Annotated in this window: 30 protein-coding genes; 16 read left to right on the top strand and 14 right to left on the bottom strand. The window is 61.6% G+C overall.

Annotated elements, in window-relative coordinates; all coding sequences use genetic code 11:
• The coding region (secF, locus tag KBY74_RS01045; protein WP_254941102.1) for a protein translocase subunit SecF at window positions 1-581 on the top strand (581 nt) is incomplete at its 5' end.
• Window positions 582-851: 270 nt separating this feature from the next.
• Here the strand turns inward: secF and KBY74_RS01035 are convergent.
• The 4 genes from KBY74_RS01035 to mnmH are packed head-to-tail and all read right to left on the bottom strand — an operon-like array spanning window position 852 to window position 4,414.
• Complete coding sequence (locus tag KBY74_RS01035; protein ID WP_254941101.1) at window positions 852-1,853, bottom strand: AI-2E family transporter; 1,002 nt, start codon at window positions 1,851-1,853, stop codon at window positions 852-854.
• 4 nt (window positions 1,854-1,857) lie between these two features.
• A complete protein-coding gene (locus tag KBY74_RS01030; protein WP_254941100.1) occupies window positions 1,858-2,946 on the bottom strand; it encodes an AI-2E family transporter in 1,089 nt (362 codons plus the stop codon).
• Between the two features lie 4 nt (window positions 2,947-2,950).
• Window positions 2,951-3,322 carry a photosystem II reaction center protein Psb28 gene (gene psb28, locus KBY74_RS01025; protein ID WP_106501844.1) on the bottom strand — a complete coding sequence of 124 codons (372 nt, stop codon included), beginning with the start codon at window positions 3,320-3,322 and terminating at the stop codon, window positions 2,951-2,953.
• 24 nt (window positions 3,323-3,346) lie between these two features.
• A complete protein-coding gene (gene mnmH / locus KBY74_RS01020) occupies window positions 3,347-4,414 on the bottom strand; it encodes a tRNA 2-selenouridine(34) synthase MnmH (protein WP_254941099.1) in 1,068 nt (355 codons plus the stop codon).
• Window positions 4,415-4,482: 68 nt separating this feature from the next.
• Here mnmH and KBY74_RS01015 point away from each other — a divergent pair, with 68 nt between their 5' ends.
• Both KBY74_RS01015 and KBY74_RS01010 read left to right on the top strand, forming a co-directional pair.
• Window positions 4,483-5,211: a GUN4 domain-containing protein gene (locus tag KBY74_RS01015; protein WP_254941098.1), complete on the top strand. Its 729-nt coding sequence runs from the start codon at window positions 4,483-4,485 to the stop codon at window positions 5,209-5,211.
• Between the two features lie 55 nt (window positions 5,212-5,266).
• Window positions 5,267-5,716 (top strand): ATP-binding protein, encoded by a 450-nt coding sequence (locus KBY74_RS01010; RefSeq protein ID WP_254941097.1) that lies wholly within the window; start codon window positions 5,267-5,269, stop codon window positions 5,714-5,716.
• Here the strand turns inward: KBY74_RS01010 and KBY74_RS01005 are convergent.
• Window positions 5,643-5,996, bottom strand: a complete 354-nt coding sequence (locus tag KBY74_RS01005) for a DUF6439 family protein (RefSeq protein ID WP_254941110.1) — start codon at window positions 5,994-5,996, stop codon at window positions 5,643-5,645. The two genes, KBY74_RS01010 and KBY74_RS01005, sit on opposite strands and share 74 nt — an antisense overlap.
• Window positions 5,997-6,030: 34 nt before the next feature.
• Between KBY74_RS01005 and KBY74_RS01000 the strand changes: the two genes are divergently transcribed.
• Complete coding sequence (locus KBY74_RS01000; protein ID WP_254941096.1) at window positions 6,031-6,300, top strand: hypothetical protein; 270 nt, start codon at window positions 6,031-6,033, stop codon at window positions 6,298-6,300.
• Here KBY74_RS01000 and KBY74_RS00995 read toward each other — a convergent pair.
• On the bottom strand, window positions 6,297-7,355 hold the full coding sequence (locus tag KBY74_RS00995) for a class I SAM-dependent methyltransferase (protein WP_254941095.1): 1,059 nt from the start codon (window positions 7,353-7,355) through the stop codon (window positions 6,297-6,299). The genes KBY74_RS01000 and KBY74_RS00995 overlap by 4 nt on opposite strands.
• Window positions 7,356-7,494: 139 nt before the next feature.
• On the opposite strand from KBY74_RS00995, the gene KBY74_RS00990 reads away from it, so the two are divergent.
• Window positions 7,495-7,737 carry a hypothetical protein gene (locus KBY74_RS00990; RefSeq protein WP_254941094.1) on the top strand — a complete coding sequence of 81 codons (243 nt, stop codon included), beginning with the start codon at window positions 7,495-7,497 and terminating at the stop codon, window positions 7,735-7,737.
• 28 nt (window positions 7,738-7,765) lie between these two features.
• Here the strand turns inward: KBY74_RS00990 and glnA are convergent, their stop codons facing one another.
• A complete protein-coding gene (gene glnA, locus KBY74_RS00985; RefSeq protein ID WP_254941093.1) occupies window positions 7,766-9,184 on the bottom strand; it encodes a type I glutamate--ammonia ligase in 1,419 nt (472 codons plus the stop codon).
• Between the two features lie 208 nt (window positions 9,185-9,392).
• Here glnA and KBY74_RS00980 point away from each other — a divergent pair, with 208 nt between their 5' ends.
• Window positions 9,393-9,911 (top strand): allophycocyanin subunit beta, encoded by a 519-nt coding sequence (locus KBY74_RS00980; RefSeq protein ID WP_254941092.1) that lies wholly within the window; start codon window positions 9,393-9,395, stop codon window positions 9,909-9,911.
• A gap of 47 nt (window positions 9,912-9,958) precedes the next feature.
• A complete protein-coding gene (locus KBY74_RS00975; protein ID WP_396123053.1) occupies window positions 9,959-11,152 on the top strand; it encodes a pyridoxal-phosphate-dependent aminotransferase family protein in 1,194 nt (397 codons plus the stop codon).
• On the opposite strand, the gene KBY74_RS00970 is transcribed toward KBY74_RS00975, so the two are convergent.
• On the bottom strand, window positions 11,115-11,603 hold the full coding sequence (locus tag KBY74_RS00970; RefSeq protein ID WP_254941091.1) for a nucleoside deaminase: 489 nt from the start codon (window positions 11,601-11,603) through the stop codon (window positions 11,115-11,117). The genes KBY74_RS00975 and KBY74_RS00970 overlap by 38 nt on opposite strands.
• Window positions 11,604-11,697: 94 nt before the next feature.
• On the opposite strand from KBY74_RS00970, the gene KBY74_RS00965 reads away from it, so the two are divergent.
• Window positions 11,698-13,113 carry an aminotransferase class V-fold PLP-dependent enzyme gene (locus KBY74_RS00965; protein ID WP_254941090.1) on the top strand — a complete coding sequence of 472 codons (1,416 nt, stop codon included), beginning with the start codon at window positions 11,698-11,700 and terminating at the stop codon, window positions 13,111-13,113.
• 14 nt (window positions 13,114-13,127) lie between these two features.
• Window positions 13,128-13,376, top strand: a complete 249-nt coding sequence (locus tag KBY74_RS00960) for a hypothetical protein (RefSeq protein ID WP_254941089.1) — start codon at window positions 13,128-13,130, stop codon at window positions 13,374-13,376.
• Here KBY74_RS00960 and KBY74_RS00955 read toward each other — a convergent pair.
• Genes KBY74_RS00955 through KBY74_RS00940 form a run of 4 tightly spaced genes read right to left on the bottom strand, consistent with a single transcriptional unit; the run spans window position 13,309 to window position 18,052 of the window.
• On the bottom strand, window positions 13,309-14,856 hold the full coding sequence (locus KBY74_RS00955) for a DUF697 domain-containing protein (RefSeq protein WP_396123052.1): 1,548 nt from the start codon (window positions 14,854-14,856) through the stop codon (window positions 13,309-13,311). The two genes, KBY74_RS00960 and KBY74_RS00955, sit on opposite strands and share 68 nt — an antisense overlap.
• Before the next feature lie 10 nt (window positions 14,857-14,866).
• On the bottom strand, window positions 14,867-17,032 hold the full coding sequence (locus KBY74_RS00950; protein ID WP_254941088.1) for a transglycosylase domain-containing protein: 2,166 nt from the start codon (window positions 17,030-17,032) through the stop codon (window positions 14,867-14,869).
• Complete coding sequence (gene lspA / locus KBY74_RS00945) at window positions 17,013-17,480, bottom strand: signal peptidase II (RefSeq protein WP_254941087.1); 468 nt, start codon at window positions 17,478-17,480, stop codon at window positions 17,013-17,015. The genes KBY74_RS00950 and lspA overlap by 20 nt, the downstream gene beginning before the upstream one ends.
• On the bottom strand, window positions 17,477-18,052 hold the full coding sequence (locus KBY74_RS00940) for a biotin transporter BioY (RefSeq protein WP_254941086.1): 576 nt from the start codon (window positions 18,050-18,052) through the stop codon (window positions 17,477-17,479). The genes lspA and KBY74_RS00940 overlap by 4 nt, the downstream gene beginning before the upstream one ends.
• Window positions 18,053-18,178: 126 nt before the next feature.
• On the opposite strand from KBY74_RS00940, the gene KBY74_RS00935 reads away from it, so the two are divergent.
• Entirely contained in the window at window positions 18,179-18,424 is a 246-nt protein-coding gene (locus KBY74_RS00935; RefSeq protein ID WP_254941085.1) for an NAD(P)H dehydrogenase assembly family protein, read from the top strand.
• A gap of 21 nt (window positions 18,425-18,445) precedes the next feature.
• Here KBY74_RS00935 and KBY74_RS00930 read toward each other — a convergent pair whose 3' ends face one another.
• Both KBY74_RS00930 and KBY74_RS00925 read right to left on the bottom strand, forming a co-directional pair.
• Window positions 18,446-19,750 carry a pitrilysin family protein gene (locus KBY74_RS00930; protein ID WP_254941084.1) on the bottom strand — a complete coding sequence of 435 codons (1,305 nt, stop codon included), beginning with the start codon at window positions 19,748-19,750 and terminating at the stop codon, window positions 18,446-18,448.
• A complete protein-coding gene (locus KBY74_RS00925; RefSeq protein WP_254941083.1) occupies window positions 19,747-21,015 on the bottom strand; it encodes a pitrilysin family protein in 1,269 nt (422 codons plus the stop codon). The genes KBY74_RS00930 and KBY74_RS00925 overlap by 4 nt, the downstream gene beginning before the upstream one ends.
• A gap of 49 nt (window positions 21,016-21,064) precedes the next feature.
• Between KBY74_RS00925 and KBY74_RS00920 the strand changes: the two genes are divergently transcribed.
• The 6 genes from KBY74_RS00920 (at window position 21,065) to KBY74_RS00895 (ending at window position 25,860) form a co-directional block, all read left to right on the top strand.
• Window positions 21,065-21,844 carry a phycocyanobilin:ferredoxin oxidoreductase gene (locus tag KBY74_RS00920; RefSeq protein ID WP_396111412.1) on the top strand — a complete coding sequence of 260 codons (780 nt, stop codon included), beginning with the start codon at window positions 21,065-21,067 and terminating at the stop codon, window positions 21,842-21,844.
• A complete protein-coding gene (locus KBY74_RS00915; RefSeq protein WP_254941081.1) occupies window positions 21,841-22,776 on the top strand; it encodes an HlyD family efflux transporter periplasmic adaptor subunit in 936 nt (311 codons plus the stop codon). The genes KBY74_RS00920 and KBY74_RS00915 overlap by 4 nt, the downstream gene beginning before the upstream one ends.
• Window positions 22,776-23,948 (top strand): ABC transporter permease DevC, encoded by a 1,173-nt coding sequence (gene devC / locus KBY74_RS00910; RefSeq protein WP_254941080.1) that lies wholly within the window; start codon window positions 22,776-22,778, stop codon window positions 23,946-23,948. Before KBY74_RS00915 ends, devC begins: the two co-directional genes overlap by 1 nt.
• Window positions 23,948-24,640 (top strand): DevA family ABC transporter ATP-binding protein, encoded by a 693-nt coding sequence (locus KBY74_RS00905; RefSeq protein ID WP_254941079.1) that lies wholly within the window; start codon window positions 23,948-23,950, stop codon window positions 24,638-24,640. Before devC ends, KBY74_RS00905 begins: the two co-directional genes overlap by 1 nt.
• A 35-nt stretch (window positions 24,641-24,675) precedes the next feature.
• Window positions 24,676-24,831, top strand: coding sequence for a hypothetical protein (locus KBY74_RS00900; RefSeq protein WP_011129965.1), 156 nt, complete (start codon window positions 24,676-24,678; stop codon window positions 24,829-24,831).
• A gap of 75 nt (window positions 24,832-24,906) precedes the next feature.
• Window positions 24,907-25,860 (top strand): glycosyltransferase family 2 protein, encoded by a 954-nt coding sequence (locus tag KBY74_RS00895; protein ID WP_254941078.1) that lies wholly within the window; start codon window positions 24,907-24,909, stop codon window positions 25,858-25,860.
• Window positions 25,861-25,961 lie beyond the last annotated feature (101 nt).

Raw genomic sequence — 25,961 nt, 5'->3', positions numbered from 1 at the left:
TTGCAGCTATTTCAGTCGCCATTGGTCCACTGGACCCGGCAGGCACATCGGTAAATACCATTGGTCCAACGCTCGGGGCTCAGCTTCTGCAGGGCAGTCTGATTTCTCTGCTGGTGAGTTTTGCGGCTATCTCCCTCTACATCGCCGTCCGCTACGACTTGCTATTCGCCTTCCTTGCATTGCTTTGCCTGGCCCATGACGTGTTGATCACTTGCGGGGTGTTTGCCTGGTTGGGCCTAGTGGCGGGCATTGAGGTCGATTCTCTGTTTGCTGTTTCCTTGATCACTGTGGCTGGTTATTCGGTCACCGACACCGTGGTGGTATTCGACAGAATTCGCGAGCAGAAGACCAGCCTGGCCCACTTACCGCTTCAGCAGCAGGTGGATGTGGCGGTGGATGCAACCTTGACCCGCTCCCTCTACACCTCTTTGACCACCCTGTTGCCCCTGCTGGGTCTGATTTTCTTCGGGGGCAGCAGCTTGTTCTGGTTCTCCGTGGCGTTGGCCATCGGTATTGCCGTGGGCAGCTGGTCCAGCATTGGCGTGGCCCCCACTTTGTTACCGGTATTGTCCCGTCGCTAATCAGACCCCTGCTCATGTTGAAAGGCTGGGCCGCCGCAGCCTGAGGGGCTCCATTGTGCCCATCTTGCTCGCTCTGCTTGCTCTTCTAGATCTGCGAGTCGAACTGCAGCTACTGGCAGACCACTTCACCTTGTCTTCCTTGGCGGCAGCGGTTCGCAATCATCTCCTGGCTACCGCAGTGCTGTTGTTATTGCCATCGCTATTGCGTCACTACCGCCAAAGGCCATAGTAATAATTCTAGTGACCATTCCAATTGATCACTCTTGGTGATCAATTCCAGTGATCCATCACTTCCTTTACCAATACTTCTTCAAAGAGAACTTGCAGCACAACAACTAAGGGCAAGGCAAGTAGCACTCCTGGCAGCCCAAGCAGAGCTCCCAGGCATAACTGGGCAGTGAGTGCGACGGTGGGCAGTAAATTCACAGTTCGCCGTAGCAGCACGGGCGTAAGCAAAAAGGCTTCGGCATTTTGCAAAATGAGCCGCAGCACTAGCACCTGCAGCATTTTTGCTGGTGAGACCAGCAGCCCCACCGCCAGTGGCAACAAGGTTGCTGCGGTGGGGCCAATCGTGGGCACGAAGGTAAGCAGGCCGCAAACCAGGGAGCTCAATAGGGCCAGCGGGACGCCCAACAGGGCTAGCCCGGCCCAGGTGAGCAGAAACACGCTCACGGCAGAAAGGGTCATGCCAGCTAGCCAGCCACCAAGAGCCTGGCGGGATTCACCCAGCAGATGTTTCATCTGGGGGCGCCAGAAGCTGGGAGTTAGGGAAACAATCACCTTTTGATGACTGCGTGGATCCAGGGCCAGCAGAATCGCCAGTAAGGCCATCAACAGCATCTGGATAGTGGTGTTTGCGGCGCCGCCGGCTAGACCAAGCAGCTGGCCGCCTAGGGGCTGGAGGCGCTCCCATGTACCAAGCGCCATCAACTGCTGCTCCAGATCAGGCAGCCAATCCACCTGGCGGGCCAGGCTGCTCAGTCGCAAAGCCAAGACAGGCAAAAGGGTGGTCAATTGTTTGATCTGCTCCAGCAGCTCAGGCAGCAACAGCTGGCCCAGCACCCCGCCTAGCAACACCAGTGAAACCACCACCACAATTAAGGCGGCTGGGCGGTTCAGAGGCAGGAGGCGTCGCAGCAGGGTGATCGGTACGTCAAGGGCGACAGCCAGCACCACGGCACCGAACAGCACAAGCAGCACCCACCGCAATTCCCAGGTGAGCAGCCCGATAACAACCAGGGCTAGTGCTCCAAGCACTGTGCGGCCGTTCATTGCGTCAGCCTGTCAGGCGCAGGCGTTTCCATGGGTCCAGGATGTCGTGAATCAGCAGTTCGCGCACAATCACCTGCAGGCAAACGGCTAACGGCAAGGCCAGCAACAGCCCCAGCGGTCCAAACACAACCGTGAACAACAGCTGGGCCGTGAGGGTGAAGCCAGGCAGCAGCTTGAGCTGGTGATGCATCACCGAAGGTGTAATTAGATAGCTCTCCAGGTTTTGAACAGCGACATAAAGCGCTAGCACCGCTGCTGCTTTCCAGGGAGCATCTAGTAGGGCCACGGACATCGGAAAAACCGTGCTTAGGGTTGGTCCAATGTTGGGAATGATGTTGAGCAGGCCTGCAAGCAGGGCGTTTGCTGCCACCAACTTCACCCCGAGCAAACTCAGACCGATAGACGCCAAGATGCCGACGCAAAGTGAGCTGATTAACACCCCCACCATCCAGGCACTTAGGGCATCACCGCATTGCACCAAAACCTGACGGAAGCGGCGCCGGTAAAACGATGGCACTAGCAGCACACCCACATCTAGGTAGGCAGTTGGCTGCACAGCCACCATCACAGCAACGGCAACTACAAACAGGATCTGCAGCAGGCCGGTGCCAACTCCACCTGCAAGCCCAAGCAGGCGCAGGGCGCCGCTGCCCAAGCTGCTGCTCAGGCGGGGGGAGAGGCCTGGCACACCACCAGCGTCGCTACCAACAAGCCCATCTCGCAGCCAGGAAAGGTCACCATCCCCGCTGCCATAAATCATTTGAGATACCTGCGATAGACCATCTCTCAAGAGATCCAGCAGGGTTTCGGCTGCTGCCGGCAACTTGCCGAGCAACTGGCTGAATTGGTCAACGAAAGGGGGGATCACCACCGTGGCAGCCACGGCCAACACCAGAAGTACCGTGCCCAGGCTGAGCAGGAAAGCCAGCGGCCTGGAGCATCCGAGCCGGGACCGGATAGATCCCACCAGGGTGCAAAGGGCCATAGCCAACACCACGGCGGCAAACAGGTAAATCAGGCTCTGACGCAAGCTCCAAAGCAGCACCAGAGATGCCACCAATGCGAACAGGCCTAACCACTGGCCGAATTTCAAGGTCTCAGGCCTCGTCCTGCTCGGGTTGATCATCATCTTTATTACCCGAGAAGCCCAGGTCGTGGCTGTCGGCGTAGCGCTGGGCGAAGCGCATGAAGCGATCAAAATCCTCCGTGCTCTTCCAGGTGAAGGTGCACTCCAAGGCGCTGGCCTTGCCGTTGACGAAGCGGGCCTTCACTTCACGGGTCACCAGCTCGCCTTCCTCATCCACCAGAAACATGCCGGTAATGTCGCCCATGCTTTCGGGGGCAAGGGCATCGGGCTCGTCGAACACGAAAAGGGCCTGGCCGGTACGGCCGTCCCGCGAGCGGGTGAGGCGGATGTCGGGCACGACCGGCTCATCCACCCCACGGAAGAACTGAATGGCGGCGCCCATGGCAAGCGGGAACAAAAATCAATCCTAGGAGCCCGCCTTAACTGACTCCCCACAGACCTGCTCCCACCAGGGAGCTGGTTGCAGCAATTCAGCTGCAGCTGCATCGGGGTCTAGTCCGCCCAAATCGAAGCCGGCCAACAGGGCTTTAGCTCGCCTGCTGAGCTCGTTGTCGTAGCAGCGATCGTAGTAGTCGAGCATTTGCAGGCAGGCAGTAGCCCAGTCATGAGCGGCGATCGCCTCCAGAGCTGTTGCCGTGCGCTGGGGGCCAAGCCGCCGGGCGATGCGTTCGGTGGCGAGGCGCAAGTACTCCTCCCCTTGATTGCCGTATACCGCAACCAGTTGCTCAACCCGCTCCGCCATAGGACGTTGGATCTCAACAGCCGGCGCCTCACCCATTTGGCGCCACAAGCCCGCGGGTATACGGCAGCGACCGACCTGGGCGCTTTCAGCCTCAAGCCATATCGGTGCCTGGCCGGCGCTGGCCGTAAGGCTTGCAGCCAGTAGGTTCTCGTAGTGCTCCGTGCTCGGTTGCGGGGGTTGGCCCAAGCCGCCGAAACTGCTGCCTCGGTGATTGGCTAATCCCTCGAGATCAACGACCGCCTGCCCTCTTCGGCGAAGGGCATGCAACAGGTCGGTTTTGCCCGTGCCGGTGCGACCGCCGAGCACGAGTAGGGGCCAGGCGGACTCAAAACATTCCAACACCCAGCGTCGGTAGGCCTTGTAGCCGCCTTCCAACAGCAAAACGGGCAGCTCGAGGGTGCTGGCCAGCCAAGCCATGCTGCCTGAGCGCATGCCACCTCGCCAGCAGTGCAGGCGCAGGGTCTTGTCTGCTTCAGCAAGCTCCAATAGGGCCTCGGCAAGGGATGGCAACTTCAGGCCAACCAGTTCAAGGCCCAGTTGCACGGCAAGCTGCCGTCCCTGCTGCTTGTAGACAGTGCCAACTTGGGCGCGCTCCTCGTTGCTAAACAGAGGCAGGTTGACCGCTCCGGGCACGTGACCCTGTTCAAACTCCCCAGGGCTGCGCACGTCCACGATCGGCCCCTTGGCCGCCAGGAATGCGTTCACACCTTGGGGAGGGCAAGGGCCCGACATCACTGTTGAGGATCTCAGCTGACATAGTGGGCCACGCTGGCACTGCTTCAGGCTCGGCTTCCATTTCCATGCTTTCCGGACCTCCGGTCACCGCCACTACCGGCACCAGCCCTAGGGCCCTGCTTGAGCGCTTTCAAGCCGGCAATACTCGTCAAAGGCGTGCCCTGCTGGCCACCCTGCAGCAGCAGAGCCATGCCTTGCGGCCCCTAATCCCAGACCATCTGGCCGGCGTTGATGCCACCGGAGATGACTGGGCAGCTGGTTATTTAATTCAGCTCCTGCTCGATGAACAGGATGGGCTGCGCGAAGAGTTTCTGGCCCGTTACCCCGACGGCTGGCTAGCCACGGTGTCGGCCTGTGGCCTGGACTACGCCCCGCTGCAACGGACCCTGATGGCTCAGCAGTTTGAGGAAGCCGATCGAATCACCAGCAGCTTGCTGCGAGAGCTGGCCGGCCCAGAAGCCGTACGTCGCGGTTACGTGTATTACAGCGAGGTGCCGCCGATAGCCTCCGCCGACCTAGACAGCCTCGATCGGCTCTGGGTTTGTTTTTCACGCGGCCGTTTTGGCTTCTCGGTGCAGGGCAAGTTGCTACGCAGTTGCAACGGCCGTTGGGAGCTGCTCTGGCCCAAGTTGGCCTGGAAGGACGCAGGCCGCTGGACTCGCTACCCGGGCTCCTTCCAGTGGTCCATTGAGGCCCCTGAGGGCCACATGCCCCTTGTCAATCAACTGCGCGGTGTGCGGCTGATGGATGCCTTGCTCAACCACCCAGCTCTGCAACAGCGGATCAAGTCCTGAGCCAGGGTGCAGGCAGCGGCGTATGGTCAAAACGGCACCTGCGTACCTCAGCCCGATGGCCCTGCGCTGGTCGGACTTCATCACGCCTTCAACGCTGCAGCTAGCACCGCTGTTGGAACTGTTGATTGAGCCCATTCGCTGCCTGCAGCTTCAGGGTCAAGTGCAGCTTGGCTTGCAAGAAGCACTGGTCAATGCGGTCCGCCATGGCAACGGTTGCGACCCAGCCAAAAGCTTGAGAGTGCGCCGCATTGAAACCCCCAACTGGCTGGTGTGGCAGGTGCAGGACGAGGGAGCCGGGGTTCCACCAGCGGCTCGCAGCACAAGCCTGCCTGAGCAGCTAGATGCTGCGGGTGGTCGCGGGCTGTTTTTGATTCATCACTGCTTCGACGACGTGCGCTGGAGTAACCGTGGCAACCGGTTGCAACTGGCAGTCAGTCGGCAGCGAGCTTCGTTGCTGGTGCCGGTCGGTGGCTGGGGCAACCAGGATCGCTCAACTCAGCCTTGAGCCAGCCGAGCCCATGCTCAACCAACTCGATAGCCTGGCGGCGGGCGTCTGAGCTTTGAGGTGCCCCGGGATCATCGCCCCTAAGCAGCAGCACCAGAGCTGCAGCAAGCTGCTCAGCGCCGCGCCGGGGACGTTGGGACTTTAAGGCGTGCCATTCCCGGTCGCCTATGGCCAGATGTCGCTGCAATGCGACAGCCAGCTCTAAGGAGCCTTCTGGCCAGCTTCGTTTTTGCTTGGACAACGGGGTTTGCACTGGACGGCTACAGGCTCGAGGTTCCATCCTGAAGCCTGTAACGCCTCGTTGGGAGCTGGCCATGCCGACGCGACCATTGGGCCACCACTCGGTGCGCCAACCAATTCGCCTACTCCACCTGCTGGATGGGTTGCTCACCCAGGCGTCTTTGACAGCTAAGAGCTCCGGGGTGAATCAACGGCGGCAACGCCAGCGCCTTGAGCTAACCCAGAGATTGCTTGATCCTCTGCCCGCGCAGCTAGCTCCCCCCTATCGCCAGGCGGTGCTGTTTTGGCGCGGGCTGCGATGGGCAACCGCCGGTTTGCTCCTGGCCTGGATTCTGAAGCGCTAGCGAGGTTTTCGGGCCGTCCAGACCCGAGTCATGAAATGGCTTTGGGCTGTGATGCCCTCAAAACCAGGCTGGGCAAGACGAGCTCCGATGTCATCTGAGATGTAATCGCGGTAGTAGGGCTCATGGAAAACCCGCCGAAAGTTTTCCATTACGGCACTGAATTGGGGTGAATCAGCCAGTTGTACGGAGTCGGCAATGACCACAACCCCTCCAGGCTCCAACACCCGGTAGGCCTGATTAATCACGTTCTGACGTGCCTCCCCCGGCAACTCGTGGAACAGAAAAACGCAGGTGACGGCTTGAAAGCTTGCGTCGGCAAAGGGCAGTGCCTCTGCGTTGCCTTGGGTTAGCTGGGGAAGTTCACCGGGCAGCTGACTAAGCCATTTATTGGCCTGGCGCAGGTAGGCACTGGAAAGATCCAATCCCACCAGCTGGGCTTTGGGTAAAGCCGCCCTGATCTGACGCAGGGTGCGACCGGTGCCGGTGGCAAGGTCGAGCACGCGCACCTGGCCGGCTGGCCGATCGGCGAAGGCTTTGATACCCCGCAGCAAGGGAGCCAGCACCCGCCGCCGCATTGGGTCGGCAGTGCCATTAAATAGAATTTCTACCTGCAGGTCGTAGAGCGCCGCGGAGTGGTCGCTTAGGTAGCCGTCAGTCTGGTGATGAAAATTTTGAAGGTAATAGTCGGGGTAATTATCTTGATCAACACTGCTAGGCAAATCGCGCACATTGCGCTCCCGGCGGCGATTCCATGTGCTGGGCATATCTAGCCACACCATTGGATAGCGACTCGCCCAATCAAGCCAGGGGGCATCGAACAGCAGGGATGGGGGGTAAAGGCCCTGTTCTGCTTCCTGCCAGTCGCGCTCTTGCAATGAATCCATGGCCTGCCTGAGGCTGCCCAGCAACTCAGGCGGCATTGGCACGGTTTTGGGTGTGCCATCTGGAGCAAGCAACCCCATAAGCCTGGTGCTCACCTCCTTATGGGTGACCCCAAGCAGCGCCCTGCCCTGCTGCATGGTTTGGTAGGCCAACTTTGTGAGCTGATCGGGCATGGCTAGGCGATGGCTTGAGTCCATTTCAGCGAATTTGAACTGACACCGCGATTGCTGAAGAGCTGTGAAGCTATGGCTGTTTCGTAGCAACCGCTACCAAAACAGCTGCAGACTGGATCCAGAGAGAGGGGAGCGCGCCATGACCATTGCCCGCCTGCAGAGCCAGCATGCCGATCCTGAATTTCAAACCTGGAGCCTGTTGCACGCCCGTGACAATCGCCTCCATGGAGCCGAACTGGCCCAGATAACCCAGCACCACGATCCCAACCCCGCCGGGGATGCCCTGCATCAGCTCCAGGCCTGGGCTAGGCGCCAGGCCCGCGAAAAGCAAATGCAGGCAAGCGCTATCGCCCACCTGCGCTATTGCCCACCGGCGTCTTAGCCAGCAGGCGTAGTTGCTTGGTACCTAATCAAGCGTCGTAGTACATCACGAACTCGTGGGGGTGGGGCCGCTGGCGTAGCTGCTGCACTTCCTCGTATTTAAGGGTTATCCAGTTGTTAATGAAGTCTTCTGTGAAGACGCCACCAGCTAGCAGGTAATCCTTGTCTGCATCGAGGGCCTCAAGGGCACCATTCAGTGAGGCCGGCACAGTGGAGATGCGAGCCAATTCCTCTGGCGAGAGCTCGAACAGATCAACATCGGTGCCATCGCCCGGGTCGATTTGGTTCTTGATGCCATCGATGCCTGCCATCAACATTGCCGCGAAGCCGAGGTAGGGGTTGGACAGGGCATCGCCGGAGCGGAATTCCAGGCGCTTGGCCTTGGGGCTCGGCCCCGTAAGCGGAATACGAACCGCGGCGGAACGATTGCCCTGGGAATAAACCAGGTTCACCGGAGCCTCGAAGCCTGGCACCAATCGCTTGTAGCTGTTGGTGGTGGGATTAGTGAATGCAAGGAAACTGGGAGCGTGCTTCAGCAGCCCTCCGATGTACCAACGGGCAGTCTGGGAAAGGTTGGCGTAGGTGCCTTCGCCGAAAAACAGGGGATTGCCGCCTCTCCAGAGGCTCTGGTGTACGTGCATGCCGCTGCCGTTATCGGCGAACACGGGTTTAGGCATGAAGGTGGCCGTCTTGCCGTACTTACGGGCAACGTTGCGCACTACGTATTTGTAGATCATCACATTGTCGGCTGCGCTGATCAGCTCGGCAAACTTGATACCCAGCTCATGCTGGGCTGTTGCCACCTCGTGGTGCTGCTTCTCGATCGGCACGCCCAGGCTGCCCATGGTGAGCAACATCTCCGTGCGCATGTCTTGAAGGGTGTCGTTGGGGGCGACCGGGAAGTAGCCCTCCTTCAACTGAATCTTGTAGGCAAGGTTGCCACCCTCCTCGAGGCGGGCGCTATTCCAAGGAGCTTCAACTGAATCGACGCTGTAGAAGCTGCTGCCGCTGCCTGAGCTGTAGCGGACGTCGTCGAAGACAAAGAATTCAGGTTCCGGCCCGAAGTAGGCGGTATCGGCGATGCCGGTGGAACCGAGATAGTTGAGGGCTTTCTGGGCCAACGCCCGGGGGCAACGGCCATAGGGCTTGCCACTGCGGGGCTCCTGGATCGAGCAGATCAGGCTCAGGGTTTTGTGGCTGTAAAAGGGATCGATCCAGGCGGTGTTGGGGTCCGGCACCATCGCCATGTCCGATTCGTTGATCGCCTTCCAGCCCCGAATCGAGGAGCCGTCAAAGGCAACGCCATCGCTAAAGGAGGCCTCGTCGATCAGGTCGCGGCAGACCGTCAGGTGCTGCCACTTGCCATGCAAGTCGACAAACTTGAGGTCGATCAGCTCGATTCCCTCCTCATGGATCTGACGGAGGACGTCTTGGGCTGTTTGGGCCATTACGAACAAGAAGGATGGGTGCCGACCGGTTGCGGCGTCGCCGGACCGTACGGATCGGCCAGAAGCTAATTGGTATCGGTTGTAACCAAACTGAAGGCGAGGATTGCGTAACCGTTTCTGTCAACTTCCCCAGAACCCACCCCTGGCCTGGGATTTGGCGGAATGTGAGTGCTAGTTTCCGATGCAGGTGCGTCGATTTAATTCCGCCATGCGCGATGCCATCACTGGTCTGATTGGCCGTTATGACCAGCTCGGCCGCTACTTAGACCGCAATGCGATCGACCGCATCAGCGCTTATTACTCCGAATCCAGCGTGCGCCTGGCTGCGGTGGAGCTGATCAACCGAGAGGCGGCGACCATCGTGCGCGAGGCGGCGCAGCGTCTCTGGCTTGCTGATCCCGAGCTGATCCTGCCCGGTGGCAACGCCTACACCACAAGGCGCCTTTCGGCTTGCCTGCGGGACATGGATTACTTCCTGCGTTACGTCAGCTATGCCCTGATCGCCGACGACGCATCGATCCTCAACGAGAGGGTGCTGAATGGTCTTGACGACACATACAAGAGTCTTGGCGTGCCGACCGGCCCCACCGTCCGCAGCATTGCCTTGATGGCTGATGTGGTCTGCGAGATGCTGCTCGACGCCGGTGTGGCATCCGCGGCAGTGGTTCGGGCCCCCTTTGACCATCTCTGCCGTGGTCTTGGTGCCACCAATCTGCGGGCCCGCTAGGCCCCGGAATTGTTGCTTAGGCTCGATTTACCCGCTCCATCCTGGTCTTGGTTCCCCTGCCCGTGCTGCCACCAGTTAATTCAGCCCATCGCCGCACGCTGGCCCCAATAGCTACGCCAGATCGTCTGCTGCTCGGTCCTGGCCCCTCCAATGCCCATCCCACCGTGCTTCAGGCCCTGGCCCGAATGCCGATTGGTCACCTCGACCCTCTCTACGTCGAGCTGATGGGTGAGGTGCAGGAGCTGCTCCGCTACGCCTGGCAGACCGACAACCGCCTCACCATTCCAATGAGCGGCACCGGCAGTGCGGCCATGGAAGCCAGCCTGGCCAACACGATTGAGCCTGGAGACACCGTTTTGGTGGCCGTCAAGGGCTATTTCGGCCTACGTCTGGCCGACATGGCCGGTCGCTACCGGGCCAATGTTGTGACGATCGAGAAGCCCTGGGGGGAAGCATTCAGCCTTGCTGAACTCGAGAACGCCGTAGCCACCCATCGGCCCAAAATTCTGGCCATTGTCCATGCCGAAACATCGACCGGGATCTGCCAGCCCATGGAGGGCATCGGCGATCTCTGCCGTCAGCACGACTGCCTGCTCTTGCTTGATACCGTCACTTCCCTTGGTGCGGTGCCCCTCTACCTCGATGAATGGAAGGTAGATCTGGCCTACAGCTGCAGCCAGAAGGGCCTCAGCTGTCCTCCAGGACTTGGTCCCTTCACCATGGGCCCGCGAGCCGAAGCAAAAATGATGGCCCGGGCCGGCAAGGTCCCCAACTGGTACTTGGACGTCACCCTGCTGAATCAGTACTGGGGCAGCGATCGGGTGTACCACCATACGGCGCCAGTCAATATGAATTTCGGCATGCGCGAAGCCCTGCGCCTGCTTGCCGAGGAGGGACTGGAGACAGCCTGGGCCCGCCACCGCAGCAATTCCGAGCTCCTATGGGCTGGTCTCGAAGCCCTCGGGCTCGAGCTGCATGCCCCGGCAGCACTGCGCCTTCCCACCCTCACCACGGTGCGCATCCCCGCAGGAGTTGATGGTAAAGCCTTCTCCCAGCACCTGCTCACTAAGCATGGAATTGAGGTGGGTGGAGGCTTGGGCGCCCTGGCGGGCAAGGTTTGGCGGATCGGCCTGATGGGTTACAACAGCCAGCCTGAAAACGTCGACCTCCTGCTCAACCTGTTTGAAACCGAGCTGCCGGCCTTCATGCCTGCAGTTGCCCCTGCTGCCGTCGCCGCTTAAACCAGCTCGCCAGCAGACCGCTGGCCTGTTCGCCCAAAACCCCTCCGATCACCGTCATGTGGTGATGGGCACTGGCGTTACTGGCTAAGTCAAGGCAACTGCCGAGGGCGCCCCTTTTCGGATCCGTAGCGCCGAAAATTACCGTTCCCATGCGAGCTTGCACCAAGGCACCGGCACACATGGGGCAAGGTTCCAGGCTCACCAGCAAAGTGCAGCCATTAAATCGCCAGTCGCCGCGCAAGCGGGCCGCCTGACCAAGGGCCACCAGTTCGGCGTGGCCAAGGGGATCGCTGTGCTGTTCGCGCCGATTGCTACCCCAGCCGATACAGCGTCCGCCTTCATCGAGCACCACAGCGGCGACGGGAATTTCGCCCTGGTTTCCGGCCCGTTCTGCGTGGCGCAGCAGCAGTTGCATCCACTGGCGTTGCAGCTGGGGCCCTGGTGGGCCCATTAGTTGGGAACGATCCACTGCTTGCTGCCCGCAGCACAAACCCACTTGTAGCCCACCTCCACAGGTGAGAATGGCTTGATCCGATCGGTTTTCGTTGGCTAGCGCCCCCCCTGCCCCGCGGGCCAGCCAGCCCCTGCCCTTCGCCAGTCCGGAGCAGCTAGACCCCAGGCTGCAGGACTTTTTAGAGCAGGCTTCACGGCAGCTCTGTGTGTGGCTTGGTAGCGCTGCCGAACGCTCGCCACTGCCAGGCTTGAGCGTTTTGCCACCGGTGGAGCCGGAAGATCACGGTTTGGCTCCGGAGATGCTGCTCGCCGATCTGCAGCTGGTGATGGATGGGGCCTTCAATCCCAACCACCCCGGTGCCCTTGCCCATCTCGACCCACCGCCTCTGCCGGCCTCGGTGGCTGCAGATTTGATCTGCGCCGGCCTTAACAACAACATGTTGGCTGAGGAGTTGTCCCCCAGCTTGAGCCGCCTTGAGCGCAGCCTCACGGCCTGGCTGGCTGAGCAGCTAGGCCTGCCTGCGGGTAGTGGCGGTGTGGCCGCCAGCGGCGGCACCCTTTCCAACTTGATGGCTCTGGTGGCGGCTAGACGCCAGCGGCGTCTAGCCATAGACGGCCGGGCGGTGGTGGTGGCAAGCATTGATGCCCATGTCTCCCTCGCTAAAGCACTGGCGGTGATGGGCTTACCGCCTGAGGCCCTGCGGCCGGTGCCAGTAGATAGCCAGGGCCGACTAGATCCAACCGCTCTGGATGTGGAGCTTGATCAACTCGAGCGGGCTGGGCTGCCAGTGATCGCGGTAGTTGCAACCGCTGGCACCACCGTTCGGGGGGCAGTCGACCCCCTCAGTGCGATAGCTGGGATTTGCCAGCGGCGGGGCCTGTGGCTGCATGTGGATGGCGCTATCGGGGCCGTGTTTGGCCTGGTGCCTGCCCACCGCCATCGGGTTGCTGGCCTAGAGGGAGCCGATTCGATCACGGTCAATCCCCAGAAACTGCTGGGAATCACCAAAACGTCCTCCCTGCTGTTGCTGGCCCGCCCCCAGGCACTGGCGGAGGCGTTTCACACCGGACTGCCCTACATGGAGCCGAGCTGGGGCGGCAGCCACGGCGGTGAAAGTGGCCTGCAGGGCACCCGGCCTGCCGAAATTCTCAAGCTTTGGCTCGGATTGCGGCAGCTTGGCCTAGTGGGCATCGAAGCGGTGCTCGATGGGGCTATTCAGCGTCGCCGCCAGCTTCAGGCCCTACTGACACCCAACGAGAGGCTGCAGCTGGTCGGTGGCTCCTTCCATCTGCTGGCCTTCACCCCCCAGCAACTTGATGCCGCCGGCAGCCAGGCCTGGAGCGATCGCACTCGCCAGCGACTGCTCCAGGAGCAGCTGATGCTTTCGCGCCCTCACTACGCCGGGCGCCACCATCTCAAGGCCGTGCTTGGTAACCCCCACACCAAGCCTGCCCACCTCGAAAACCTCGCCAGGGTTGTGCATGCCAGCCTCGACGATCAATCCTGATACCCCTTCCCCCTGTGAGTGAACCCCCTAGTGACCCCCCTGCTGTGACGACCTCAGGCCGCGGCCGCTGGGTCGCGATCGTGACTGGCGCTATTTCGGTATTAATCGGCATTCTTTATTTGGCCATGATCGTGGTGCTTGATAGCCGGGGGCCACTGCAGCCACCACCACCGGAGGCCATGGGCGAGCTGCCGATCAGTCGGACCCAGGCCTTGGCGGCAAACTCCGCTGCTTTGCCTGCAGCGGCTGCACCACCCGGCTGAAGGCGGCTTTAAGGAAGCGACTCATGGCCCCGTCGCGTCGGCTGAGGTCGTACTGCTGCTGCACAACCTCCTGCACACCGCCGTCGCCCCAGTCTTGGTCTCGCTCGAAGTAGGTGATGAAGCTCAGCCCCGCAACCCGGGTGAGCCAGGCAGCGCTGACCGCCTGAATGGCACGGCTCATAACCAGAGCAGGTACGTTCAGGCTTAGGGCCGCACTAAGCAAGCTGACGCCCCCCTTCACCAGCCCGAGGCCAGCCATGGTGCGTCCAACGGAAAGGGCCAGATCCTGGGCACTCTGGCGACTCATGCTGATGCCATAAATACGGGCGATCTCCACCACCATCTGGGCGTTTACAGCTGCGGCACCGAGCAGGTCCAGACCAGGTAGGGGTGTGACGGCAAGCACCCCGGCTCCTATCCACATGTAGCGATCAACGATTACCTCGCAGTCGCTGCGGCGCTGACTGGTCAGCAGGGAGCGGCTCGCCTCACTGAGCCGCCGGCACTGCAACAGCAGGTTGTCGGCAATTAGTTCTTCCCCATCGGCGTGGAGCACGGCCGCAATGCGGCGTAGTAGGGCATCGACCTCGGCAGCTGGCTGTAAAGGACGCCCCCCTGGCATAGGCACGCTCTGGGGTGCCGCGCTTGCAGGGATCACGTCTTCGGCCGCAATGTGGTCGCGGCTGCGTTGGCGCAGTAGCTGCAGCAAGCGCCCCTCCTCCTGCTCGCCGCGCAGATCGCACTTGTTGAGCACCAGCATCAGCCGCTTTCCCAGACCAGCCAGGGCCTCAAAAACCTCAAGCTCGGCGGCGCGCAGGTCGCCGTCCACCACAAGTAGGAGCAGGTCCGCCTTGCTTGCCTGGTCGCGGGCGAGTCGCTCCCTCTCCAGGCCAGCAGCACCTGCTTCGAGGATGCCGGGCGTGTCAACTAAAACCACGGCTCGCTGGAGGCTGCGCAGCCGCAGGCGATAGCGCTGGGTTTCGCTGGTGGATCCCATGGCAGCTCCCACCTTGCCCACCAGCTCCTGCAGCAGGGCCCGGATCAGAGAGGTTTTGCCTGCCGACCCCGTACCGAACAGCACAATCACGAGATCGCCCCGTTCGAGCTCGGCCTGCATGCGCTGCCGCTCTTGACGCAGGGCTTCCCGCTCCACCGCATCTCGCACCCGATCGAGGGTTTGATCGATGGCGGCAAGGTTTTGGGCAGCTGCTTCTCGGCGGTTACCCGGTGGCGGCAAGCTGGCAGCCGCTCCAGGCCTGGCCTTGCCCGTAATTGTCCGCAGCCACGGCCAGGCAAGTTGCACTAGCAGGAGCACGAAGCCAGCGAACACAAGGGCAAACACCGGCTGAACGATCCAGCTCGGCAGATACCAGCTCAGTTGCCAGTAGAGGTTGCTGACCCCCTGCAGCAAGGCGCCAACGGCGATCAAGGCCAGCACAGCCAGGCCGGCGATCATCCACAGGCGGGTGCGGGTGCTCACAACTCAAGCATCAGGATCTGGCTGCTCGGATGATCTCGCTCCACAGTCCTGCAGCCAAGGCGCTGCTGGCGCGGCTGGGGCTGTTGTCGTCATTACCCAACCAGATACCCACCACCCAATGGAGCTGGGGTTCATAGCCAACAAAGAGCAAATCGCGGCTGTCATTGGTTGTGCCGGTTTTGCCACCCTCCTGGCCGCCAAGACTGGCCATCTGGCCTGTACCACGCTGCACCACAGCCCGCAGCAACTGCTGCATGGCGCGGGCCGTCGCCTCGCTGCTGACACGGCGTCCCGCCTGGGATGTTGTAGGCACGTTGGCTTGGCGGCACTGGCTTGATGACTGGCCACTACATGCCTCTCCATCGGTAAGGCGCCGAATTGTGCTGGGGGAGTGCCAAACGCCACCGTTGGCGATCGCCGCGTAGGCAGCTGTGAGCTCCAGCAGGGTTACCTCGCTCTGGCCGAGGGCCAATCCAGGCACGGCCGCTAGGGGGCTGGTGAAGCCAAGATCACGGGCTTTCTGCACCAAGGCATCAAGGCCTACCCGCTGGGCCAGACGCAGCGCTGCCGTGTTGCTACTGATGGCAAAGGCAGATACCAGGCTCAAATTGCCACCACAACCGCTGCTAAAGCTCTGACCGCGCCAGCGCAATGGTGAGCAGCTGATTGGATCACTGGGCTTCCCGCCCCGCTCGAGAGCGATCAAATAGGGAATCAGCTTGAAGGTGCTGCCTGGCTGGCGCAAGGCCATCGTGGCTCGATTGAACTGGCTCTGGCGGTAGTCGCGACCGCCGGCAAGGGCCAGGATGCCGCCTGTGCGCGAATCGAGCACCACCACGGCCCCTTCCCCAACCCCCAGTGACTTGCTGTCGCTAAGTCGTTGACGCAGCAGCCGTTCCACCTGCTCCTGCAGGTGGCGATCCAAATAGGTATCGATCAGGAAATTGCCCTCGGCCGCCACCTCTGCCCCCACCAGCTGATCGAGGTCGCGGCCCACCTGATCTGAATAAAAGGGGACTCCGCGTAGGGAGGTGCTGCTGCGGCAGGCCTGGGGCGAAAGCCGGATTGGGCTACGGCGGCCGCTGCGGGCCTGATCGGCACTGATGCGGCCCGTATCTCCCATCTTGCTGAGCACGGCATTGCGAGAGCTCAGGGCCGCCTGGGGATCGAAGCAGGGGTCGTAGCCATTGGGCGAGGGAAGCAGGCCCACCAGTAGGGCGGCCTCCTCAAGCTTTAGGTCGCTGGCGGGCTTACCGAAATAGTGGCGGGAGGCATCCTCAAAACCCCAGCCAACACCTAGATAAACCCGGTTGAGGTAGCTCAGTAGAAGATCCCGCTTGCTGAAACGGGCCTCAAGCTGTAGCGCCACCAGCAGCTCACGCCACTTACGGCCCAGGGTTTCACCTTGACCCACCTGATCGGGGTACAAGCTGCGGGCCAGTTGCTGGGTGAGAGTGCTGCCCCCCTCCAGTACCCGTCCTCCGAGCACGTTGGTAACAAGGGCTCGGCCCGTACCAACCGGGTCGACGCCGGGATGCCACCAGAAACGGCTGTCCTCACTGGCAAGCAGGGCATCGATCAACACCCGGGGATAGCCCTGCAAGGCTTTGAGCTCCCGATGCTCTTTGGCCTGGGCTGTTGCGATTGCTTTGCCCTGCCGGTCGTAGAGAACCAGCGGCCCTCTCACCGTGGCGAGGCTGCCGCGTATGGGCACCTGGAGGCCGGAGATGGCCTGCAGGCCAAGGCCGCCTAGGGCCACCGCCGCAAGCATCAAGCTCGTTGCTCGCAGCAACCTTTGCAGCTGGGGCAGGGGACGGATCTGAAAATCGAGCTCAGGCAGTCCCGCCTCCTGGCTGGGGCCGAAGCGCAGGCTGTCGCCGTCGCGAAGCAACAACTGCTGGACCCGCCGGCCCTGCCACCAGAGGCCGTTGGTTGAGCTGTCGTCGCTTAGCAACCAGTGGGATCCGCGTCGCTCCAGCAGGGCGTGCTGGCGGCTGACCGCCGGATGGTCAACGCAAATTTGGCAGTCTTTGTCGCGCCCGATGCGGTAGATGCCCGGGTGCAGGGGCACCAGGCGCGAGGCTTGGCCCGGTAGATGCACCTGGAGTTGGGCTTGCCCGGGCTGGCTGAACCGCTGCCAACGGCGGCCTAGGGCTTCAAACGCCGGCTTGGCCATGGTTACCCAGCAGCTCGATGGCGAAGCAAAGTACCGCCAGGTTGATGGCCACATCGGCCAGGTTGAACACCGGGAAGGAAACCGGCACCAGGGCTAAAAAATCCACCACATAGCCAAGACGCCAGCGATCGAGCCCGTTGCCGAGCGCTCCCCCCAGCAGCAGCCCTATCCCAAGGGTGCGGGTGAGGGTCAACTGACCCTGCCTCTGAATCCAGACAGCCACACCAATGGAGACCAGAAGGTTCACCAGGCCGAGTAATTGGGGGTTGCCACTAAACAGGCTGAAGGCAGCTCCGGTGTTGCGGACAAGCTGCAGTGAAAGGAGCCCCGGCAGAAAAGTTGAATTGCTTCCTAGCGGCAGATTGGCAACGGCTAGAGCCTTGCTGAGCTGGTCCAGCAGCAACACCAAGGCAGCGCTGGCGTAGGCGAGGTTGCGCAGCCGACTCATGACTCCACCAGCAACAGACGGCGCAGCAGCAGGGCCATCAGGGCTACGGCGCAACAAAGGAGCAACTGTGGTATTAGGGGCGCCAGGCTGTAGCTGAACAGCAGGATTCCAAGATTTGGTCCCCAGCGGCCAGCAAGTGCTCCCAGTAACAGGTTGGCTATGCCGCAGACCTGCAGGACTCCCAGCCCGACCACTGCGGCGCCAAACAAACTCAGCGGGTCGTCCATGCCCTGCTGGCGCACGAGCTTGCCGGTGAGCCAGGCTGCCGGGATGAAGCCAGCCAGATAACCAAAGCCAGGATCCAACAGGTAGGCGGCACCTCCCCCGCCCTGAAACACAGGCAGCTGGAACAGGCCCAGGCTCAGGTAAGCAACTGCTGCGAGCATGCCGCTGCGGGGGCCGCAGACCAAGGCGGTTAGCAGCAGTGCCGGCACCTGCAGGGTGATGGGCAGGGTCGTGAGGTTCCAGCCGCCGCTGGCGGCCGGAAGCGGAGCGGCGGCCTGAATCAGCCCGCCTACCAAGATCAGCAGCAGACCGGCGATTGCGCCGCTCCAAGTGGCTAGGGCCCTCAACTGATCACATCGTTTCTGGCTCCCATTTTGGGGGGTCGTGCCAATGGGGCCGCTAACTTCTAGATATCAAGAGAAGCTATGGACGAGCCGCTAGGAGCCGAGTCGTTGGAGCCACTCCCTTTTGCCGTGGGGCAACTCCCTTTTGGCGTGGGGCCACTGCCATTTGCCGTGGGAGATGCGGTGCAGCTGAAGGGCCGGCCTAACTACCTGAAAACAGCTGATCCCATGCCGATGTTGCGTCCGCCAGACCTGGTGGACAGCGATGAGCAGGGTCAGGTGCTGGCCATTAAGGCGCGCAATCAACTGGCTGTTCGCTTTCGTCGCGGCACCTTTTTGCTGGAAGCTGACCAACTACAAGCTGCCGCGCCTTAATCAGGCACTGGGAACGGCCTATCAGGAACTGAGATCGTGGCTTTGCCAGGCCAGTTCTGCGGCGGCTAGGGCTGGCGCGGGACCACAGATGCTGAGGGAGGGAGCAGAAAGCCTGCGGCGAGCTGCCTCCAGCAAGGTGCCTGCATCCAGATGCTGAGCCCGCTCCAGGCTGTCCTCCACGTAACTCCAGCCCAGGCCGTGGCCCAGCACCAGCGCCTGACGATCGGCGATTTGGCCGCAGGTCTGGCGCCCCATGGCGTCCTGGCCGCGGTATTTGGCCTTAGCTAAAGCGAGCTCAGGCACGCTCAAGGGCTGATCTAGTACTCGTTGCCACTCCTCCAGAAGAGCGGTGGTGGCCTCCTCTGCTCGCTCAGCGGAAGTGGAGAGGTGCCAGATAAAGGGAGTAGCGCCGCGCCGCGCCGGCATGTGGACCCCAACGTCGTAGGCCAGGCCCCGCTCCTCCCTCATGGTCACAAAAAGACGGCTGGACATGCCCATGCCCAGGTGGGCCTGAAGCAGCCTCAGGGCCAGACCATCCGGATCGCCCAGGGGCACGGTAGCCGTACCCAGCATCAGTACCAATTGCTCAGTGTCCTGCTCCAAGGAGCCAAAGCGCTCCTGCCCGGATGCTGCTCCCGGTCCGGCGCCGGGGCTTGGCGGGGCCGTATTCCAAGGGCACTGATTCAGCAGGGGATTGAGCAGCTGGGGTAGTTCGTCATTCAGATCGCCGCAGGCCACTAAAAGGGCGCCGTTCTGGCCGAGATCAGGCACCAACGCCCCTATCTGTTCGGTGTGCAGGGCAGCTAATTCCCCATCTACACCGAGGGGATCGTGGCCATAGGGCCCATCGCCGTAGAGCATGTGGCGCAGCTGGTCGTGGGCTAGCTGGAACGGATCTTCCCGCTGGCGCTGCAGGCTCTGGAGATTCAGGTCCCGCTCTAGCTCGAGTTGGTCAGGGCTGAGCCAGGGCTGCCTGGCCATTGACAGCAACAGGGGCAGCAGCTCGCTCGTGTCGCTGCTGGCGCACTTGAGGCTGATCACCAGGAAGTCTTCGGCGGCTTCAGCACGCAGGGCCGCCCCGCGACCCTCCACTAGGTCGGCCAAGGCTTCTGGCCCATAGTTGCCGCAGCCGCGGGTCATCAAGCCCGCCAGCAATTGACCAGCCCCGCGCTGGCCCGGCAGATCCTGACTGCTGCCTCCCCGTATCCACAGCCGGCAGGCCACGATCGCCGGTCCAGGCCGGCGCTGCCAGATCAGCGGTAGGCCGCCCTGAAGGCTGGTGTGCTGCCAGTTGGCAGAGGATGGATGGGTGCTGGTGCTGGTCATGCCGGCACCGCCTCGAGCACGCAGGCCCGGCTCGGATCCAGCAGGGGAACGGCCTGCTGCAGCAATTCGGACGCACTCCAGCGACCAATCTCTTCTAGTGGCAGCTCCAACCTGTGGTGGCGCCCCCAGAGGCGGTTGTTGCCTATCAGGCCAGCCACGCTGCCAGCGGCCTCTAAACCAAAGCGGTAGCCATTGGCCACCAGCCGCTGGGCTCGCTGCCATTCCGCCTCAGCCATACCCTCCTGCAACAGCTCATACCAGACCGCATCAATCGCTTTGCGAACGGAGGCCAGCTCTTCCGTTTCGCAGATCGCCTCCAGCAGGGCAAAGCTGCCGAACTCCATTACGTGCAGATCGAGATCAATGCTTTCCACGATGCGCAGTTGCTCTCGCAGCCTCTCCACTAAGCGGCTGCGGCGCCCCTCGGCCAGCACGGTTGTGAGAAGGTCTGCGCCCATCACGTCGTGCAAATGAGAGGCGGGAGGCAGACCCCAGAGCATCAGTAGGCGCGCCGATTCGAGCCGCGGCACTTCGATCCGGTGCTCCCCTGGCTGCACTAAAAGGGCTGGTCGGCGGCAGGGCTCCTCCAACAGCGGCAATTGGGCCAGGCCACTGGCGTCGATGCGTTCGGCCAGGGTCTCCAGTTCGAGGGCGCCGCCCATGGCCAGCACGCAACGGTTGGCGCCATAAAGACGCCGATGGAAGGCGGCCATGGCATCGGGTGTCTGCTCAAGCAGCAGTTCGCGCTGGCCCAGGATCGGTTCGCCGTAGGCATGCTTTGGGCAGCCAAGTCGAAGTAACTGCTGCAGAGCGATTTCATCGGGCTGATCTTCGCTTTGGGCCAGCTCCTCGAGCACCACCTGCCTCTCCATGTCGAAGGCTGCGGCATCGAGGCGGGGATGCAGCACCAGATCAAGCAGTAGGTCGAGGGCGTCTGCAGCCGCCTCCGGTGGGATCAAAACGTGGTAGTGAACGTCGTCGAAGCCGGTGGCGGCATTGCTGTTGCCACCCATCGCCTCGATGCGAAGGTCGAATTCACCAGGCCCAAGCCGCTCGCTGCCCTTGAACACCATATGTTCAAGGAAATGGGCCATGCCGCTTTCTGCGGCAGATTCAAAAACGCTGCCTGCCCGGCACCAAAAGTCGAGGCAAACCAGCGGCGAGTCGGGCAAGGACAGGCTGACCACGGTGGCGCCGTTGGCAAGAAGTTGGTCGCTGGGATTAGCCAGCCCTGGCAGCAGGGGCTGGGATGGGGCCAGGGGCAAGGCTCAGATGCGTGGCAGGATCTGCATTCTGCTGGCTGCACCTCCTGTCGTGAGTTCCGCCCCCGCTTCGTCTCAGAGTCCCGACGCTGGCCCCGAGGGCTTTGGCGCCGAAAGCGGCGCGATTCACCCCCTGATGGAGGCCCTAGCGGCGCGGATTCGTACGTTCTGGCAGGGCCTGCCAGAATTGGAAGCGTTTGCGGTTTCTCCCGATCTCGAAGCCATCAGTGGCAGCCTCGATGGCGAATCGCTATTCATACGCAATGAGCTGCGTCGCTGCCTAGGACTGCGCAAGCTGCACCTAGAAACCGCTCGCCTTGGAGCGGGATTGCAGATTTTGCACTGCGTACTCTTCCCGGATCCCCGCTTCGACCTACCTGTTTTTGGGGCAGACATCGTGGCCGGCCCGGCCGGGGTCTCCGCCGCCATCGTCGACCTGTCGCCAGTTTGCGGGGAGCTACCAATTGCTATCGCCGAAGCTCTTGCTGCCATGCCCCGCATCAGCTTTGAACAGGAACGGGAGCTGCCGGGCTGGGCGTCAATTTTTTCGCCCTACGTTCGCTTTGTGAGACCCACGAGCGCCGCTGAGGAGGCCGGGTTTCTAGATGAGGTCAGCGGCTACCTCGATGTGCTGGCGTCGGCCATAGCCACCAGCGAGGCTCAGGCACCAACCCACCCAGCTACGCTTGCCAGATGGCAGGGTCAGCACCGGTATTGCAAGCAACAGAAACAAAACGACAAGACTCGCCGGGTGCTGGAGAAGGCCTTCAACCCGGAGTGGGCCGATCGTTACATCGAGGAGTTGTTGTTCGACGATCCGCCAGCACCGTGAAGAGCGTCTTGCTGGGAATTAACCGGCTTTGGTGGGTCGGCGGAGCGGCCTTGGTGTTGATTTTGGCTGTCGCCCTAGTCCGCCAGCAGCGACCATCCCCAGTGACTGAACCGGTGGTTGCCGTCACTCCTAGTAATCAGGAAGCGGTGGCAGCACTTGGCCGGCTGGAGCCGGCTGGTGATGTGCGCTTGCTGGCGGCCCCCATCAGCGGCATTGGCGGTAGCCCCCGTATTTCCGAGCTTTTGGTTGAGGAAGGCGACCGCGTGAGCAGTGGCCAGCTGCTGGCTCGCTTTGACACAGCTCCGACCCTTGTGGCCCAACAACGTCTAATCGAGGCTCGTCTTCGCAACCTTGACACCAGATTGGCTGTACAAACCCGCGACGTCCGTCGCTACCGCCAGCTGAGTCGTTCCGGCGCCATACCTAGCGGTGAGCTGGACAACCGCGAGACGGACCTGCTCAAACTTCAGGGGGATCGCAACGAGGCATGGGCTGAACGCGAGAAACTCAAAGCTGAGTTGCTGCTTACCGAACTACGGGCGCCCATGGCTGGCACCGTGCTCAAACTCCATGCACGAGTTGGAGAGCGCCCGACTGAAACAGGCGTACTTGAACTCGGCGCCAGCAACCGCATGCAGGCCTTGGTTGAGGTCTACGAAAGTGACATCGACCGAGTGCGCCTTGGCCAGAGCGTCTCTTTGATTAGCGAAAACGGTGGTTATCAAGGCACCCTTACTGGCGAGGTGATTCGCATTAGTCCCCAGGTGCGGCAGCGTTCAGTGCTTTCGACCGATCCCACCGGAGACGCCGATGCCAGGGTTGTGGAGGTGCGGGTGGCCCTAGATCCTGCTGATAGCCAGCGGGTGCGTGATCTGACGGGCTTAAAGGTGATTGCGCGCCTCGCTGCCACCAAGGCGCCTGGGCAGCCCTGATGCTTGGCCGTATCTGGCAGGGCCGCCGCATTCCCCTTGCCTGGCTGCTGTTAACTCGCCAGCCCGTGCGCCTGGCTGTCGCCCTGGCTGGCATCGCCTTCGCCGGCATCTTGATGTTTATGCAGCTGGGCTTCAGGGACGGCCTGTTTGATGCCAGCGTCACTATTCACCGCCTCTTTGACACCGACCTGGTGTTAATCAGCCCCCGTTCCAGCAGCTCGGTGAGCATGGCCGGCTTTCCCCGCCGCCGTCTTGTGCAGGCCATGGCAGATCCAGATGTGGAGGGGATTACTCCGGTTCACTGGAATTTGCTGCTTTGGCGCAACCCAGACACCAAGGCAACCCGCTCAATCCTCACCCTGGGCTTTGAACCTGCCGATCCCCTATTCACCGACCCCAGCCTCGCGCCTAAGGCAAAGCTTTTGCAGGATCGGGGCCGAGTGCTGTTTGATGAGCTCTCCAGGCCAGAGTTTGGGCCTGTAGCCGAATGGTTTCGCGGCGGACGCACCGTCGAAAGCGAAATCAATGGCAAGAAAGTAAGGGTGGCCGGCCTAGTGGGGCTCGGCACCTCCTTTGGCGCTGATGGCAATCTGCTAACCAGCCAGGAGACCTATCTCCAGCTACTGCCAAATACTCCTCCAGGCAGCATTGAGGTGGGCCTGATCCGCTTGCGAGCAGGGGCCGATGCCGATGAGGTGGTCGAAAGGCTGAAGCGGGATTTACCAGATGACGTCAGCGTGCTGACCAAAGCAGGCTTTATCGCTTTTGAGCAGAACTACTGGAGATCCAGCACCTCGATCGGTTTCATTTTCACCCTCGGTGCTGCCATGGGTTTCGTGGTGGGCTGCGTAATCGTCTACCAGATCTTGTATTCGGACGTCAGCGATCATCTGCCGGAATACGCCACCTTGATGGCGATGGGCTACCGGCTCCCCACCCTGCTTGGAGTCGTAGCTAGGGAGGGAATCCTGCTGGCTGTATTTGGATATCTGCCTGCCTACGCCGCCGGCCAGGGTCTTTATTTACTGGTGCGCAACGCCACCCAGCTCCCGGTATCTATGAATCTGACCCGGGCATTGACGGTGTTCATCATGATTTTGGTGATGTGTATGGGCTCGGCAACCCTGGCGATGCGGCGCCTTGGTGACGCCGACCCCGCGGAGATTTTCTGATGGCTGCGATGGTGCGCCTGGAAGGCTTGAGACATTCATTTGGCAGTGGCGTCAATCGCCGCCAGGTGCTCCAGGACATCAGCCTTTGCGTCGATCCCGGTGAAGTGGTGCTGCTTACCGGCCCCTCCGGCTGCGGCAAAACAACCCTGTTGACACTGATTGGGGCTCTGCGCCAGGTGCAGGAAGGCTCGGTACAGGTGTTTGGCGAAGAGCTCAAGGGTGCAAGCCGCACCGACCGGCTCAAGTTGCGCCGCAGGATCGGCATGATCATTCAGGGCCACAACCTGCTCAGGTGCCTTACGGCAGAGCAAAACGTACAGATGGGTGCAGACCTGCTGAAAGGGCTCAGTTATCGAGCCCGCAGGGATAGATCTCGGGAATGGTTGCGCGCCGTGGGGTTGAGCGACCATCTCGGCAAGCTTCCCCATGATCTCTCCGGCGGGCAGAAGCAAAGGGTCTCGATTGCCCGGGCTCTAGCCGCCAGGCCCCAGCTCCTATTGGCCGATGAGCCCACGGCATCTCTGGACTCCCGTACCGGTCGTGAGGTGGTCGAGCTGCTTAAGGGACTAGCCAAGGACCAGGGATGCGGTGTGTTGATGGTGACCCACGACCCCCGGATTCTTGATGTGGCAGACCGTCTTGTGCAGATGGAGGACGGTCAGTTGAGCAACGGCGCCTTCGCAATTGAGTAGGGTGGAGATTCGCATCTCTCCAACACGCCGCTCGCATGGCTAAGCGCAGGAATCTCAAGAAAGAAAAGCAAGAGCGGAACCGCTCCTACGCGCGCAAATTCAAGAAGCGCAAGCTGCGCAACGACGGCCGCGGTGAAGGCGCCGGCAATGGTGTGACCGGCACAGCCAACAACGGTGGCGCCGCCGACTGATCAGTGCAGCCCTGCATCGCTTAGGGGATCCGGAAGGATCCCCTTTTTGCTGTTTAGACCCTCGCGGCGACCCCGATGTTCCTCAGCGTCGTCATCCCCACCTACAACCGCCTGCCGATCCTGCAGAAGTGCCTGCTGGCCCTTGAGGCCCAGGATCCTGCAGCGGAGATCACGGGCTATGAGGTTGTACTCGTCGACGATGGCTCAACCGATGCCACCGTTAGTTGGCTGCGGCAGCACAGCCTGCAGCTGCCGCACCTGCGACTGATCGAGCAGGAACACGGTGGGCCGGCTCAGGGCCGCAATCGGGGTGTGGAGGCAGCCCGCGGCGACGTGGTCGTTTTCATAGACAGCGACTTGGTGGTCACCCCCAGCTTTCTGCGTTGCCACGCTGTAGCCCTAGAGCGCGAGTGGCAGCGGCGCGGCAATCGCCTCTGTTTCACCTATGGGGCCGTCATAAACACCGCCAATTTCCAGGATCCCTGCAGCGAACCACACAAGCTTCAGGATCATTCCTTTGCCTATTTCGCCACCGGCAACGTGGCGATTGATCGGCAGCTGCTTGAGCAGGCTGGCCTGTTTGATACGCGTTTCCGTTTGTATGGCTGGGAGGACCTGGAGCTCGGCGAAAGACTGAGGCGGCTTGGAGTTGTCCTGGTGCGCTGCCCGGAGGCCGTTGGCTATCACTGGCATCCGGCGCTGAATTTGGAACAGATACCTGATTTGATTCGGGTGGAGCGGGAGAGAGCAAAAATGGGACTGGTCTTCTACCAAAAGCACCCAACCCGGCGGGTGCGGCTGATCATTCAGTTCACTTGGCTGCATCGCCTGCTCTGGGAGGCGCTCACCTTGGGCGGCCTGCTCAACGAACACAGCCTGCGGCCCCTGCTGGCCTGGTTGATCCGCCGCGGCCATCCCGGTGTGGCAATGGAGCTGTTGCGAGTGCCACTCAACCGGCTGGGAGTGCGGGCCCTGTTTGCAGAAGCCAAAGCACTCAAGGGCTCAGGTCCAGCCCCTAGCCCTATTTGATAGGGTGCCTAAGTACAAATCACACCGCACACCTGCGTGTTTCGGGTGATCCGAGCAGCAATGCCCGTCGGCCCTTCTGGTCGTACGGGTTGTTCTGGATC

The organism is Cyanobium sp. A1C-AMD (genome assembly GCF_024346495.1).
Classification (GTDB): domain Bacteria; phylum Cyanobacteriota; class Cyanobacteriia; order PCC-6307; family Cyanobiaceae; genus Cyanobium_A; species Cyanobium_A usitatum.
This window is presented reverse-complemented; position numbering and strand designations above follow the sequence as displayed.